The sequence below is a fragment of the Cryobacterium sp. TMT4-10 genome (assembly GCF_004403275.1).
Lineage (GTDB): Bacteria > Actinomycetota > Actinomycetes > Actinomycetales > Microbacteriaceae > Cryobacterium > Cryobacterium shii.
The window spans coordinates 20,119-34,145 of the sequence record NZ_SOGU01000066.1 but is presented as its reverse complement, the minus strand read 5'-3'; the positions used below and the strand labels follow the sequence as shown (position 1 = coordinate 34,145).

The 14,027-nt window shown below is 68.6% G+C and carries 12 protein-coding genes; 3 read left to right on the top strand and 9 right to left on the bottom strand.

Going from position 1 to position 14,027, the window contains the following annotated elements; all coding sequences use genetic code 11:
- Positions 1–3: 3 nt before the first annotated feature.
- The 5 genes from E3T42_RS09425 to E3T42_RS09405 all read right to left on the bottom strand — a co-directional run bounded on the left by E3T42_RS09425 (position 4) and on the right by E3T42_RS09405 (position 6,218).
- Positions 4–990 (bottom strand): hypothetical protein, encoded by a 987-nt coding sequence (locus E3T42_RS09425; protein WP_134402904.1) that lies wholly within the window; start codon positions 988–990, stop codon positions 4–6.
- Positions 990–1,595, bottom strand: coding sequence for a low molecular weight phosphatase family protein (locus E3T42_RS09420; RefSeq protein WP_134402903.1), 606 nt, complete (start codon positions 1,593–1,595; stop codon positions 990–992). Before E3T42_RS09420 ends, E3T42_RS09425 begins: the two co-directional genes overlap by 1 nt.
- Positions 1,595–3,067, bottom strand: a complete 1,473-nt coding sequence (locus E3T42_RS09415; protein WP_370262154.1) for a polysaccharide biosynthesis tyrosine autokinase — start codon at positions 3,065–3,067, stop codon at positions 1,595–1,597. The genes E3T42_RS09420 and E3T42_RS09415 overlap by 1 nt, the downstream gene beginning before the upstream one ends.
- A gap of 131 nt (positions 3,068–3,198) precedes the next feature.
- Positions 3,199–5,565, bottom strand: coding sequence for an ATP-binding protein (locus E3T42_RS09410; protein ID WP_134402902.1), 2,367 nt, complete (start codon positions 5,563–5,565; stop codon positions 3,199–3,201).
- A complete protein-coding gene (locus tag E3T42_RS09405) occupies positions 5,562–6,218 on the bottom strand; it encodes a response regulator transcription factor (RefSeq protein ID WP_134402901.1) in 657 nt (218 codons plus the stop codon). The genes E3T42_RS09410 and E3T42_RS09405 overlap by 4 nt, the downstream gene beginning before the upstream one ends.
- A 381-nt stretch (positions 6,219–6,599) precedes the next feature.
- On the opposite strand from E3T42_RS09405, the gene E3T42_RS09400 reads away from it, so the two are divergent.
- Positions 6,600–7,337: a helix-turn-helix transcriptional regulator gene (locus E3T42_RS09400; RefSeq protein ID WP_134402900.1), complete on the top strand. Its 738-nt coding sequence runs from the start codon at positions 6,600–6,602 to the stop codon at positions 7,335–7,337.
- 3 nt (positions 7,338–7,340) lie between these two features.
- Complete coding sequence (locus E3T42_RS09395; RefSeq protein WP_198416909.1) at positions 7,341–8,201, top strand: hypothetical protein; 861 nt, start codon at positions 7,341–7,343, stop codon at positions 8,199–8,201.
- Positions 8,202–8,219: 18 nt separating this feature from the next.
- Here the strand turns inward: E3T42_RS09395 and E3T42_RS09390 are convergent, their stop codons facing one another.
- From E3T42_RS09390 to E3T42_RS16735, 3 genes are all read right to left on the bottom strand, one after another.
- A complete protein-coding gene (locus E3T42_RS09390) occupies positions 8,220–8,849 on the bottom strand; it encodes a thymidine kinase (protein WP_134402899.1) in 630 nt (209 codons plus the stop codon).
- Between the two features lie 63 nt (positions 8,850–8,912).
- Entirely contained in the window at positions 8,913–10,364 is a 1,452-nt protein-coding gene (locus E3T42_RS16740; RefSeq protein ID WP_166805319.1) for a hypothetical protein, read from the bottom strand.
- The gene (locus E3T42_RS16735) at positions 10,361–11,641 is read right to left on the bottom strand and encodes a sensor histidine kinase (protein WP_166805318.1); all 1,281 of its coding nucleotides are present in this window, start codon (positions 11,639–11,641) and stop codon (positions 10,361–10,363) included. Before E3T42_RS16735 ends, E3T42_RS16740 begins: the two co-directional genes overlap by 4 nt.
- A 626-nt stretch (positions 11,642–12,267) precedes the next feature.
- Between E3T42_RS16735 and E3T42_RS09375 the strand changes: the two genes are divergently transcribed.
- Complete coding sequence (locus E3T42_RS09375; RefSeq protein ID WP_134402898.1) at positions 12,268–12,639, top strand: thiol-disulfide oxidoreductase DCC family protein; 372 nt, start codon at positions 12,268–12,270, stop codon at positions 12,637–12,639.
- A gap of 88 nt (positions 12,640–12,727) precedes the next feature.
- On the opposite strand, the gene E3T42_RS09370 is transcribed toward E3T42_RS09375, so the two are convergent.
- Positions 12,728–13,885 carry an Rv2578c family radical SAM protein gene (locus tag E3T42_RS09370; RefSeq protein ID WP_134365921.1) on the bottom strand — a complete coding sequence of 386 codons (1,158 nt, stop codon included), beginning with the start codon at positions 13,883–13,885 and terminating at the stop codon, positions 12,728–12,730.
- Positions 13,886–14,027: the final 142 nt, after the last annotated feature.

The following is a 14,027-nucleotide window of genomic DNA, read 5'->3' as shown; positions in this document are numbered from 1 at the left end:
CACTTATTGCCACGTTGCGCCCCCATCACCCGACTTGCTCATCGCGTCCCCCACCCACAGCCAGACGGTTCCATCGGCACTTGCGACCGCCAGGTCTCCCGGCGTAATTGTCGCCTCACGGCATCCGGTCGGCGTAAGCGCGCCGTCGACTGCATCCGACGTCGCGAGTACCCGGGCGCCCGGGCAGTCCACCTGCTGGGCGGCGACAATGATGTAGCCATCGTCGCTGACGGTCAGATTCGCGGCACCGGAAAGCGCGACCCCGGGCCCGTACTGAGCGGCACCATCGCTGGTGCGAAAGAGTGTGCCGTCTGAGCAGAGGAGCGCAGCAGCCGAGTCGGTACGGGGCGCGAGTGCGATGACAGTCGGGCACGGAGCTGTAAATGCTCCGCTGGGGCTATGCACGGTGGCCCGGTCTGCTGGGTCCACGTACCAGTTCGCTCCGACCCGATCAGGGTATTCCTGCCACTGGTCCCCGGCCACGAAAGTAGTCACGCGTTGCGGCGTGCAGTCCCCAGCCGTGAGCGTGACCAAAGATACCTCGGTCTTGCTGGAAACGTAGAGCGAAAGAATGGAAGAGGCGTCAGTGCCCTTCGACGCGTCAAAAGTTGTCCAGGTTTCGCCGGCGTCGGTGGAAAGTTCCGGGTTCGCGGTGGTGGCGGGGCAGGCGCCGGTAGTGGCTCGCCAGACCGTGGTCGCGCTGAACGCTGTGAGGATGCGCGTGGGTGCTGGGGTTTCGATCGCGAGGGCCTTGACAGGTTTTGCCTCGGGCGCTTCGGTCTCCGCGGGCTCGGCGGTCGGCCTTGTGGTTTCGATTGGCGCCACAATGGAACCCGCGTTGGCCGATGGCTTGGTGTCCTTGAGCGCGACGGAGACCAGCGCCACGTCAAAGAGCAAAAACGCAGCCAAGCCAGCGACGAGCAGACGTCGGCGAAGCACGGTGTTGCGATTCTTACGAACTTTTGTTTTGGGTCCCCCCATGGCTTTCATTACTCCCGCACTACCCTGGCAGCTCTGTGGAACAGCGCCGTGACCGCATTGATTGCGGGCACGAGCTGCCGCGCCGACTCGACGTATACCTCGTCACTTTGGCGGTAGGGGTCTACCACATCGTCGTCATCGGCGGACACCAGCGGGGCGACGGCGCCGCGCTGGGAGGCGGCCAACCCAATCAGGGTGGAGAGACGCCCGGCCACGTCGTCGAGGGGGAGAGCTGCGGCCCCATCTAGGTCGTCATCGGTGAGCTCGGCGATGAGCCTCGCGAATTCGCGGATCGTGAACGTGTAGCGGATAGCGCGCGGCATGAGTTCGACAATGGCGCGACGGTGCTCGCGGGACATCGCGAATACCAGGTCAGCGGATTGCAGATGCTGCTCAGTGAGTTCCTGCGCCACGTGAGCAGACGGATCGCCGCCAAAGTGCCGGGAGAGGTCCGCCGCTTGCTCGGGCATACCCTGCCCGGTCAGCCCGATGGTTCCGGCACTGGCCAGCTGCACTTGAGGCCACGACGCCAGGCCGACGCGCAGGAGCTGTTCGGCCAGCGGCGACCGGCAAATGTTGCCCGAACAGACAGTCAGAATCGAGAAGGTCTGCATCAGGCAGTTCTCCGACGTGCCTTGCGCATGCTGACCCGAGCGACGGACACCCCGGCTCCGGCTGCGTCGTTCTCTTCTTCGTGGGCCGCGCCGTAGCTGTACTGGCCGTAACCGTAGGAGTCGGGTCCCTTGGTGGGAAGCATGGTGATGACCATGCCGACCAGGCGGCTGCCCGCTCGCTCGAGGGCATTCAGTGCACTCGTCAGCTCGTTGCGCTTCGTGCGGCCCGAGGCCACCACCATGATGGCACCGCCGCAAAGTTTGCTCAGCACGGCGGCATCCGTCACCAGCAAGAGTGGTGGGGCGTCGATCAGCACCACGTCGAACTCGGCGGTGAGCGTGCCGAGCAAGCGGGCCATGGCGGCGGAGCCGAGGAGTTCGCTCGGGTTCGGGGGAACACGGCCGCTGGGCAGCACGAACAGTTTGTTCTTGCCCCACTTCTGCAGCACATCGGCGAGCTCGGCTCGGCCGATCAGAACGTCGGTGAGGCCCACGCCACCCTCGATGCCCATATACTCAGCCACGCGCGGCAGTCGCAGGTCGCCGTCGATCAAAGCGACGCGGGCGCCGGTCTCGGCGAGCGCAATGGCCAGGTTGGCCGTGGTCGTGCTCTTACCCTCACCGGGCACCGAACTGGTGACGACGAAGCTGCGTGGTCCGCCCTCGATGTTCACGAACTGGAGGTTGGTGCGCAGGCTGCGGAACGATTCGGCCCGCGGGTTCTTCGGGTCTGAGTGCACGACCAGGGGACGAAGGCTCGCCCCGGGGTCATTGGTGATGCCGCCGAGCATGGGCGAATCGGTTACGAGCTCGATGTCGTGCAGGCTGTGGATTCGAGTGTCGAGCACGTTGCGGAGCACGGCGAGGCCGATGCCGACCGTGAGACCGAGCAGCAGACCGAGGGCGATGTTCAACGGAACGTTCGGGCTGGCCGGTTTGGTCGGCACGATCGCGGGCTGGATCGTCTCGATCTTCACCGGGCTGGCCGCTTCGCCGTCGGGCTTCTCAAGCCGGTCGACGACGATCTTGCTGAAATTCTGCCCAACCGAGTTGGCGATCTTGGCGGCGAGTTCAGGGTCGCTGTTGCTGACCGTTACATTGATGAGCACTGTGTTGAGAGGAGACGCCGACGTGACCGTTGAAGCGAGTTGCGCCGCGGTGACGTCGAGCTTCAGCTCCTTGATGACCTCGTTGAGAACGATCGCGCTGTTGACGACGTCGACGTAGGACGTGACGGCCTGCCGCGCGAAGCTCGTGCCTTGCACTAAGTCGGTTGTCCCTGCGCCGGATGCAGCCTGCACCGAGACGTAGAGTTGGGTGCTGGCGACGTACTTCGGGGTGGTGGCGATGGCCGCCCCTGCCGCTGCGGCAATGCCGAACAGGGTGCAAGCGAGAATCAGGATCCAACTTTTGTGAAAGATTCTGAGGTAGTCCTTGAGCTCCACGAGCGTTCCTTCGGTAGTGCTGGGCACGAAGGAACCGCTGGAATTGCGTTCCCCCCTCCGCTATCTTTACACACGGACCGAACGTGCTATCCCCATTGGGGTGTGATAACCCTCAGTTACTGCGTTTTCGTCTCTGCAGCGGCGGTTCATGGGGGCCTTCAGGCCTCCTGCAGGAGACCCTCCGGCGTGACCACCAGCATGTGGGGAGTGGCCGCGTCGATCACGATCGACGCGATGATGGGCCGGTCGGCGGGGAGCAACCGTGCCGTGAGGCGGCCGGAGGCGAGCACGTTCAACTCGTCCGCGACCGCGGCGACGACGACGGCCATCTGGGCGGGCTGGTGGTCGCCGCTGTCGTCGAGCAGGGTCACCTCGACGCCGCGCAGACGGGCGGCGCGGGTGGCCGATACGACCGGCTCCACGAATAGGGCGCGGGCCCGCATGGCGTCGCGGAGGGTGGCCTCGACCAGCAGACATTCCGTGCGCACCTCGGGGCTCAGCTCGGTGCTCTGCGCGAGCCGGTCGAGGGTGGGGCGGGAGAGCACGTTCACCCGGGCGAGCTGCGACTCGCGCTCCTCTATCGCGGCCACGGCTGTGGCCGATGCGGCGCCGTTCAGGGCCCGCTCGTGGTTCAGCACGGACAGCGCCTGGGTGGACCGCGCCAGCCCCACGGCGAACAGGCTGCCGGCGAGCAGCGTTCCGGCATGGCGGCTGACCATCACCAGGCCCTCGGCCACGGTCAGATCGTTGGCGATCGACCACACGATGGCGATCGCGGACATGAGTGCGTAGCCGAGCCAGGCCAGGCCGGAGCGGCCCCTCACGGCGAGCACGAGTAGGAGCAGGGTGATCGCGCCGAGGTACCAGTGCCCGAACGGCGTGGGATTCGCCGGCGTCATCGGGAACGAGACCAGTGCCGCGGATGCCGCGCACAAGGCGACGACCGCTGCGGCCCTGATGCGGGTCATTTGATTGATGTACGCGCGGGCCATGATGAGGGCGGCGAGCACCAGGGCGACGAAACCGAGGACCTCCCCCGGCAGGGTCGCCACCGGTTCGTCGTCACCGAAGGCGAGCAGGGCGTGCACGAGGACGAAGAGTGCGAGGATGGCGAAGTTCACCGGGCTCGGCAGGCGCACGCGTTTGGGCGCGAGTGAGTTGGGCGGGTCTGGGATGGTCGGGTCTGGGGCGGTCGGCTCTGGGGCGGTCGGCTCTGGGCGCGTCAGGACAGCGGCGGGGGCGGGGTGGACAAGGGTCGCCAGAGCTGCGGGCGCAGCGCCGGCGGGCGTGGCCGCGGCAGGGACGCCCGCGGGCCGGGGCTCCGGCGTCCAGGACACCTCCACCTCGGTGCCGGCCCCCGGGCGGGACCGCACCGAGGCCGCGCCGCCGGTCAACCGCTCCATCCGGCCGATGATGCTCTGCGTGATGCCGAGGCGCTCGGCGGGCACCCGGGACGGGTCGAAGCCGGCGCCGTCGTCGTGCACGAGCACCCGGATGCCGCCGCGTCGACCCTGCACGGTGACGGTGCGGACGACCTGGCGGCCCTGCCCGCGTCCGGCCGCGGCGACCGAATTGCGCAGCGCCTCGCCGACGGCGTCGAGCAGGGCGGTCACTGCCACGGCGGGTATGCGGAGGGTGTCGGACAGGTCGGAGTGCACCGCGGCATCCGGTGCCAGGTCTGCCGCCAGCTGCTCGAGCGAGTCGACCAGTTCGTGGCCAGTGGTGGGGAAGCCCGGGCTGACCGTGGGTGCGCGGAGGGCGTCGAGGCGGGTCAGCGTGGTCTGCGCATGACGGGCGAGGGTGAGGGTGGGGATACCGCCGCGGCCGGCCATCAGCAGGGTGGAGATGACGCTGTCGTGCACGAGCGCGTCGATGGTCAGGCGCACCCGCTTGCGCGCCACCTGGGCGGCCCGGGCGGCCCGGTCGGCGCGCATCACCCGGGCGGCGGCGTCGACCTGGGCGGCCCGGCGCCGGGTGATCGCGGTCAGGCCGACGAAGACCGTAATCATCAGCAGGGAGTACAGAGCGTCTTCGACGCCCACCAGAAACGGTTGCGAATCGGTCGTGGTGGCGGCCCGCAGCAGTCCGCTCGCCGTGCAGACTACGACCGTGTAGGCCCAGCCGATCCGGTCACGGGTGGCCACAGCCACGGCCATGGCGGGGATTCCGGTGAAGGAGATCACCCAGGGGATGTCGGAGGCCCCGGTGGTGAGGGGTTCGGCGCGCACGACCAGCCAGAACCCGAGGATGACCAGGAACACGACCCCGTCGGCCAGGGCGAGGGCGCGCAACAGGCGCAGCGGCGCCCCTCTGGAGAGCAGGCCGATCAGTATCGGGAGGCCGAAGACCAGCAGGAAGGCCAGCAGCGACAGGGCAGGTGCGGGGCGCCAGGCCTGGTCGAGGTAGGTGCCCAGGCAGAGCAGGCCGAAGGCCAGTGCGGCGACACCCATGGCGCCGTAGAGCACGCGCGCGTGCCGCTCGACCGCGGTCGGAGCTGGCGGCACCTTGCGCGTGCGAGCGGTCACGACTGGCCGGGGATGGGCAGGATGCCGTCTTCCAGCGCGCGCTTGTAGAGGTCGATCTTCGTGTTGGCGGGGCGGCCCACCCGCTCATACTTGGTGCGCACCCGACGGATGTAGTCGATCACCGTGGCCTCTGACAGTCCCATCCGCGACGCCACCAGGGGCGCCTTCGCGCCCGCCGCGTAGAGGGAGAGCGCCTCGCGCTCCCGGTTGCTCAGCCCGGCATCGGCCAGGTCAGGGTCACCGTCGAGGGCCGCTGCCCACTCCGTGGACGCGATCGTCTCCCCCGCCGCCGCGCGCGTGACCGCGTCGAGCAGCACCGCGGTCGGCTCGGACTTGCGCACCACGCCGAGCACGCCGCTGCGCGCGGCGTGCCGCATCAGCACCTCGTCATCACCGCCGGTGAAAGCGAGCACGGCGGCCCCCGCGGCGCGCAGCCGATCCACGTTGCTGCCCACCAGGGATCCGTCGGACAACCGCAGGTCGAGGATGACCAGGTCGACCTGCTGGTCCTGCGAGGCAGCGAATTCGAGCAGCTCGGTCACGGTCGCGACGGTGCCGACGACCTCGATTTCGGGGATGGTGGAGAAGAGGTTTGCGAAGCCGCGGGCGACGATCTCGTGGTCATCGATCAGGGCGACTCGGAAGCGGGACATCAGGTTCCTTGCATGGGTGGTGCTCGGCGATGGCGGGTTTGGTTGTCTTGTTGAGCCGTGTGACCGGCTGTTCTGGTGCGGCTTGCTGCGGTTCTGGTGCGGTTTCGCTGCCAGTTTTGCACAGGATTCGGGCGGCCCGCGCAGTACCCCCGTTGGGGTGCCACAGAAAGTGACGGCTGGTGAGGCGGGAAAAACGCGCCTACGTTGTAGTTGGGAAATCAACCGGGGGGTTGGTGGGGCGCTCACGACTCAGTGTCGTTTGAGCGCCCCCTCTCCCTTGTTTTCCTTGGTTTGATTTGTCCACATCAGGTTCTAACCCAAATATGGGACATATTGATTCAAGATCCCATATACGGGAATGACTCATGTATAGTACCGGATATGCGACAGCTGCTGGACGACATCCGAGCCAGCGTCGGCCTTGACCGGCGGGCGCTCGCACTACGCTCCGGCGTGTCCAAATCCACGATCTACCGCATCGAAGGCGCGCAAGTCGACCCCTCCGTCGGCACGCTCCGAGAACTCGCCCTGGCCGCCGGTTTCGACCTGGACATCAGTCTCGCTCCGCTCTCGGACGTCAACGCCGCGCGGGCTGCCCGGGAAATCCTGGCTGGGCCGGCGACCGGCGAAAAGGACAAGGCCGTCGCCGACTGGGAGGCCCGATTGCACCGCTGGGTGCCAAACGGTGACCCCGTCGAAATCGCTCGCACTGCCGGCGTGAGCTCCTCCCTGTTGAAACGCGCCGGCGCAACATATCTGTGCGGCAGCGTGGACGAGCTCAAGATCGCGGCGGCCGCCAGCGCCGGCGAGACGCCATGGATCCTGTCCGGGCTCAGCGGCATCAGAAGGCTGAACCCCGACACGAACGACCCCGCGGCCGGACCGTCCGTGGTCTACACCGCCGACCCGCATCGCCTGGTTCGCCGCCTGGCCCACATGGCACTGTGCCGACCGGAGGAGGCCGACCTCATCGTCGTCCCGTACACGGCCGACTTGGACGTGGACGCGTTCCTCGACGACGGCATCCGGGTGGTCGCCCCCATCCAGACCCTGGTGGACGCATTCGGCATCGGCGGTGCGCTCGCAGACGAAGCCGAAACCATTGCACGGAGCTGGTGAACCATGACCGACACACCCAACCACTGGGCCCGAGGGTCCAACCAGTACCAGAAGCGTTCGAAGCCGCCGCAGCCACGACCTGAGCTGCCGGGGAGCTCCCTGCCCCGCAGCGTGGTCAATCAGCAGCGCGCGGCGACAGGAATCGTGTGGGACTCCGCATCCGTTGCCTGGGACCTGCTCCCACAGTCGGCCACCGACCGCGCCCGCGCCCGGTTTCGGGCCGCCCTCCCGGAGTACATCTGGGATGCGGCGTCGCTGGAAGGCAACCCGTACACCCTGCCCGAGGTGCAGACCCTCCTCGAAGGCGTCACGGTGAGCGGGCACCGGGTCTATGACCAGAACCAGATCCTCGCCCTCCAGGAGGCGTTCAACTATGTTGACACGCTCGTCGGCGACGGTACTTTCGCCCTCACCAAAGACGTGAGCGACGAAGTGCACCGCCGCGTGGCCGTGCATGAAGAAATCGAGTCAGGCCATTTTCGAGGAGAGGGCAACGTCACCGGCGGAGGCCTTGTCGGGCTGGGTGATTTGGGAACCTACCAGGCGTCCCCTCCTGGAGAGCACGGGGAGACTCTGATTGACGAGCACGACCGCCTCCTCCGTTACCTCTACACCCTGCCGGACGCGCGCGAGCAAGCCATCACGTACTTCTGTGCCGCCACCCGGGCCCAGTTCTACTTCGACGGCAACAAACGCACGTCCCGGCTGATGATGGCCGGCCACCTCATGGCGTCGGGATTCGACGCCATCTCGGTGTCTGCTCGACGCAGACTCGAATACAACGAGCACCTCAGCACCCTCTTCGACACCGGGGACGCCACCACGCTGATGGCCTTCATCATCGACTGCCGGCCCGAGGCCTGACGGTCTCCCCAGGCCAGGTCAGGCCTGCACGGAACGCCGGCGGTTGTTGAGCACGCCGCCGCTCTCCTCGAGGTAGCACGAGCCGCAGAGGGACTCGTAGGTGACCTGCTCGCCGTCGATCGCCACCTGGGCGCCGTCGAAGACGAAGACGCCGTCGATCTGGCGCCCGTTGAACACGGCCTTCCGGCCGCAGCGGCAGATGGTCTTAAGCTCCTCGAGGCTGTGCGCCACCTCGAGCAGCCGGCGGCTGCCGGGAAAGGCCACGGTCTGAAAATCGGTGCGGATGCCGTACGCCAGCACCGGGATGTTCTGAAGAATCGCGATCCGCAGCAGGTCGTCGACCTGCGACTCGGTCAAAAACTGGGCCTCGTCCACGAGCAGGCAGCTCACGTCGAGGCCGGTGGCGGAGAGCACCTCGGCGCGGTGCTGCTGGAAGGAGGCGTAGGCATCCGTCTCGGGGGTGAGCAGGTAGTCGACTCCCCGGGTGACGCCCAGGCGCGAGAGGATGCCGCGGTCGCCCTTGGTGTCGACCGACGGCTTGGTCAGCAGCACCTTGTGGCCGCGTTCCTCATAGTTGTAGGCCGCCTGGAGCATGGACGTGCTCTTGCCGCTGTTCATGGCTCCGTAGCGGAAATACAGTTTGGCCATGCGGTGGGTGCCCCCTCGGCTGCTCGTGCTCGGGTCGTGCTGGGTCGCTGGTGAAAACCTACTTCAGCGTACTGGGCGGTTGCGGAGGCGGGCCCTCGACGCCGGGCGGCGGTCGCCGAAGTCGAGCATCACCAGCGGGCGGCTGATCGTGACCCGCACCCGCGGGAACACGACCCGGAACACGGCCAGGTAGGGGCGGAGCAGGGCGCGGGCCTGGCCGGCGGGCAGGTCGAGTCCGGCCTGGATCGTGACGGTGTCGACGATGCCGGCGGGCACGGGCTGGGGCTGCTCGGCGGGCTCGGGCTGGGTGGGCTCGGGCTGCTCGGCGGGCTGCTCGGGTTCGGCGGGTTGCTCGGGTTCGGCGGGTTGCTCGGGCTCGGCGGGTTGCTCGCTCTTCCCGGCGTGCCCGGGAGCGGCCGGCCGGGCCCCGTCGGCGACCTGCACCACGAGGCTGCGCGGGTCGAAGCCGGGGGCGGCGCAGAGCAGGCTGATCAGGGCGGCGGTGGCGGCGCGCTGGTCGGGTCCGAAGCGCAGGGCGCGGTGCTCGGGGTCGGCGACCACGAAGAGCGGATCCAGGCCGCGCTCGACCAGCCGGGCGCGCTCCCGGGCGATGACGGCGTCCAGCCAGGTCAGGTCGATGTCCTGCACGAGCGAACGGCGCACGCGGGCGGCCAGCTCGTTGGCCCGGGCGATGTCGGCCTTGGTGACCTCGCCGCGTTCGAGCACGTCGGCGAAGAGGGGGAAGACGCCGGTTTCGAGGTCGGCGAGCTGCTGCCCGACCACGGCACGCACGACTCGGCCGCGCGACTCCTCGGTGCGTTCGGCGATGGCGCGGCGGGCATCCGTCTGCCAAGCCAGCAGCAGGCGCACCATGCGGCGGGAGTAGGCGGCCGCGGCCAGGCCAAGGGCCAAAACCGGGGTGACCGACACGACCGCGTAGACGGCCGGCGGCACGGTGATGGCGAGGAACGGGGCCTGCGGCACGGTGACGGCGGCGACGATGACGGATGCCGCCACCGCCGACAGGGTGATCTCCCGCCACGGGCGGTACGGGGCGAGGGCAAGCAGGAGGAGGCCGATGGCGACGGGTCCGAAGTCGTCTTGCAGGAGGGTGTTCGCGCCCCAGCGGGACGCCTGGTCGAGCAGGTAGGCGCTGACGGCGAGGCCGATCATGGCCAGGTGAGAGCCGAGCCGGAACGGCGGCTCGGACGGCCGGGTGCCGATGACGAGGGTGGCGGCCGCGCCGGCGATGGCCAGCAGGGCCAGCCCGACGAGCACCGGATACCGCGACTGGTCGGCCTGCCACGACGTGGCCAGCGCCGCGTAGCCGAAAACGACCGTAGCGATGACCGGAGCGAGCGGCCAGGTGGCGAGGGTGCCCAGCGGGTCGAGCCGCTGCTGGGTGAGGGTGCGCGGGGTGGGCGTCGCGGGGGCGAGCGGGGTGGGGGTGGCCGCGGTGGTGGGGATGGGAGCGGTTTCGGGGGCGGTGCTGGCGCCGGGGGTGGCGGCGGTCATCGGGGGGCCTGCTCGCCGAGGGTTGCGGCATCCGTCGTGATCGGGTCTGAGATGGGGACCGGCACGTTCAGAAGTACGGATGTGCCCGCGCCGGGGCGGGTGAGGATGCTCACCGAACCACCCAGGCGTTCGATGCGGTGGCGCACGGCCTGGCGCAGGCCGAGGCGGTCGGAGCCGGTTTCGGATTCGGTGAAGCCGCGGCCGGCGTCCATCACCATCAGGGAGATGCTGTCGAGTTCGCTCTCGATCACGACCTCGGCGGCCACGATGCCCGAGTGCAGGATCACGTTGGTCAGGCACTGCTGCACGGCGAGGCCGAGCTCGCGGTCGCTGACCGGGTCGAGGCGGCCGAGGGCGGCGCGCTCCCCCGTGACTTCGACCACGAGGCCGCGATCGCGACTGCGCTCGATGGCGGCGTAGACCTCGCTGGTGAGCCAGGCATCCGTGCCCGCGGACGGCTCAACGCTGCGCTGGTCGGCGTCGGTCAGCCAGTCGGTGCCGCGCAGGGTCTGCAGGGTGGCACGGATGCTGCCGGCCAGGTTCGGGCTGAGCGGGCCGGCGTGCGCGCGGGCGAGCGCGACGAGCTCGGTGAGGGTGGTGTCCTGGGTGCGGGCCAGGGCGCGCTGGTCGAGGTCGTGGCGCAGCAGGCGGGCCCGATCGGCGAGGACGGCCCGGTGCAGGGCGGTCTGGGCCGCGGCCTGGCGGCGGGCGAAATGGGCGAAGAGGAGCACGCCGACGAGGAACAGGTAGGTGGAGATGGTGAAGGGGTCGGGGCTGTAGGGCACCTGCGTCTGGAGGGCGGCGAGCACCGTGACGGCTTCGGCCAGCACGAAGCCGAGGGTGCTCCAGAGCACGCCGGCAAGGGCGCCGGTGCCGGCGCCGCCGACCATGATCAGGGCCAGCTTGGGCAGGGCCACCAGGAACAGGTTCGAGAACGGGAACACGTCGGGCATGCCGAGGATGGTGACCGTGAAGAGGTAGATGCAGCCGCTGCCGACAATCAGGTAGGCGATGGTCAGGGTGACCGTGCGGCGCAGGGAGAGCTCGATCAGGAAGCCGGCCATGGCGAGGAGGGCGAGGATGGTGAACCAGAGGGCGGCGGAGGTTGTGGTGGAGGCGGCGGTGGCGGTGGAGGCGGCGGGGCGGTGGGCGAAGTTCAGGGCCAGCAGGGCGAGCAGTGCGCCGGCGAGGCAGGTGAGTCCGAACCAGTGCGAGGCACGCGCGAGGGCGTGACTGATGGTTCTCGCCACCAGGTGGTCTGGCAAGCCAAGCGTCATTACTGTTCCGTTCGTGTTGGTGCGTGTGGTGCGTGTGGTGCGTGTGGTGCGTGTGGTGCGTGTGGTGCGTGTGGTGCGTGTGGTGCGTGTGGTGCGTGTGGTGCGTGTGGTGCGTGTGGTGCGTGTGGTGCGTGTGGTGCGTGTGGTGCGTGTGGTGCNTGGTGCGTGTGGTGCGTGTGGTGCGTGTGGTGCGTGTGGTGCGTGTGGTGCGTGTGGTGCGTGTGGTGCGTGTGGTGCGTGTGGTGCGTGTGGTGCGTGTGTGTTGGTGTGGTCGCACGTGTGCTGCACCGCGATCTGCGGTACGTTCTGCGGCGCGTTCGTGCGGGTGTGTATCGGTCGAGTATCCCATTTCGGCGGCCGTGTTCCCCGTTCGGGGCGCAAGCTGCCCGTCGTTCTAACCAATTCGACGGAGATTTTGGCGAAAACATGCGTTCTCGCCTGCTGTGCGCCTGATTTGGGCAAAATCTCCGTCGAATTCGTTCGGGGCCGGGGCATCCGCTCGAAGGGTGATGGCCGGGTTGAGGCATCCGGGCGCAGGCGGCTTCCGAGCATACCCCCAGGGGTATACTTGGTGAAGGTTGGCGCGGCAGCGTGCCGCTGGAGTACCGACGACGAAGGGTTCCACCTTGACGACAGCGCTTTTTCTATTCGATGGTGACTGCGGCCTGTGCCAAAACGCAGTCGACCGCATGAAGCGCCGGATCGCGCCGCAGATTGTTTTCGCAACGTACCAGTCGGTCGACCTGGACGCGCTCGGCGTGACCCTGGCGACCTGCCTCGAAGGCCCCGTGCTCGTGCGGGCCGATGGCAGTCACGTGGTCGGTGTGGGCGCGATGGCCGGGATGCTGCTCACGGCTCGCAACCCGTATCCGTTCTTCGGACGCGTAATGATGACCCCGGTCGCTTCCTTGCTGCTCAACCGGGTCCAATCGGTGTTCTACCGAAACCGCCACCGTCTGCCGGGCGGCACGGAAACGTGCCGGATTCCCCAGGTCTGACGCCGCGCCGATCTGGGCCGGTCGCCGCCGAATTCGTTCGGGGCGGGGCATTCGTTCGCGGCCTGTTCGCCGGAGTCGGGGCGGTCGGTCAGAAGAGAGTCGGGCTCAACTCGGGCGGGAGCTCCTCGGCGATCAGTGAGCGCCGCACGGCGGTATTCGCCGAGTCGCGGCCGGCGCCGCTCCGGGTACCGCGGCCGGCACCGGCGCCGCTGCCCGCCAGGCCAGTACCCCTGCCGGGCGTGGCGGGACGGCCGAGCGCCGTCGAGCGCACGCCGCCGGTGGACGGATCCTCCAGCCCACGCTGCAGTCCGTGCGCCTTGATCAGGGGTTTGATTCGGGCGGCCAGCCAGACCCGGTAGTCCTTGGGCGCATAGGCGCCCTTGGCGTAGAGCTCGAGGTAGCGCGGCAGCAGCTCCGGGTGGTCGCGGGCCAGCCACTGCAGGTACCAGTCCCGCACGCCCGGGCGTAGATGGAGCGCGGTGTACATGATGCTCGACGCACCGGCATCCTTCGCCTGGCGCAGCGCCTCGTCGAGGTGGGCCTTCGTGTCGGTGAGGAAGGGCAGGATCGGCATCATGAAGACCGAGCAGTCGAGTCCGCGCTCGCGCACCGCCGTCACCGTGGCCAGGCGCGCGACCGTGGACGGGGTGCCCGGCTCGACCGCCTGCTGCAGCTCGTCGTCGTAGATGGCGATCGACAGGGCCAGGTCGACGGGGACGAGTTCGCTCGCCTCGACGAGCAGGTCGAGGTCGCGGCGGAGCAGCGTGCCCTTGGTCAGGATGGAGAGCGGCGTGCCGGACTGCGCGAGCGCGGCGATCACGCCGGGCATCAGCCGGTAGCGGCCCTCGGCGCGCTGGTACGGGTCGGTGTTGGTGCCGAGCGCCACCGGATGCCGGCCCCAGGTTGGCTTCTTCAGCTCCCGCTGCAGCACCTCGGCCACGTTCACCTTGACGATGATCTCGTTGTCGAAGTCTGTGCCCGCGTCGAGGTCGAGGTAGGTGTGGGTGGGCCGGGCGAAACAGTAGGTGCAGGCGTGGGAGCAGCCGCGGTAGGGGTTGATGGTCCAGCCAAAGGGCATCGCGCTCTGGCCCGGCACGCGGTTCAGGGCCGACTTCGCCAGCACCTCGTGGAACGTGATCCCGGCGAATTCGGGCGTGCGCACGCTGCGCACCAGGTTGTTCAGGCGGGCGAGTCCGGGCAGGGCGCCCGCCTGCTCCGTCGTGAGTTCCTGTCCGCTCCACCGCATGCACCTATTCGAACACACGTTCTAGAGAGATGCAAGCGGATGCTGCGGCTATCCGCGTGCGTGCTCGACTGGTGATCGGCTGCGGCGGGGCCGGCCTGCGGTCGTGGCCAACTCAGGAGAATTGGTGCACTGGCGCCGCCGC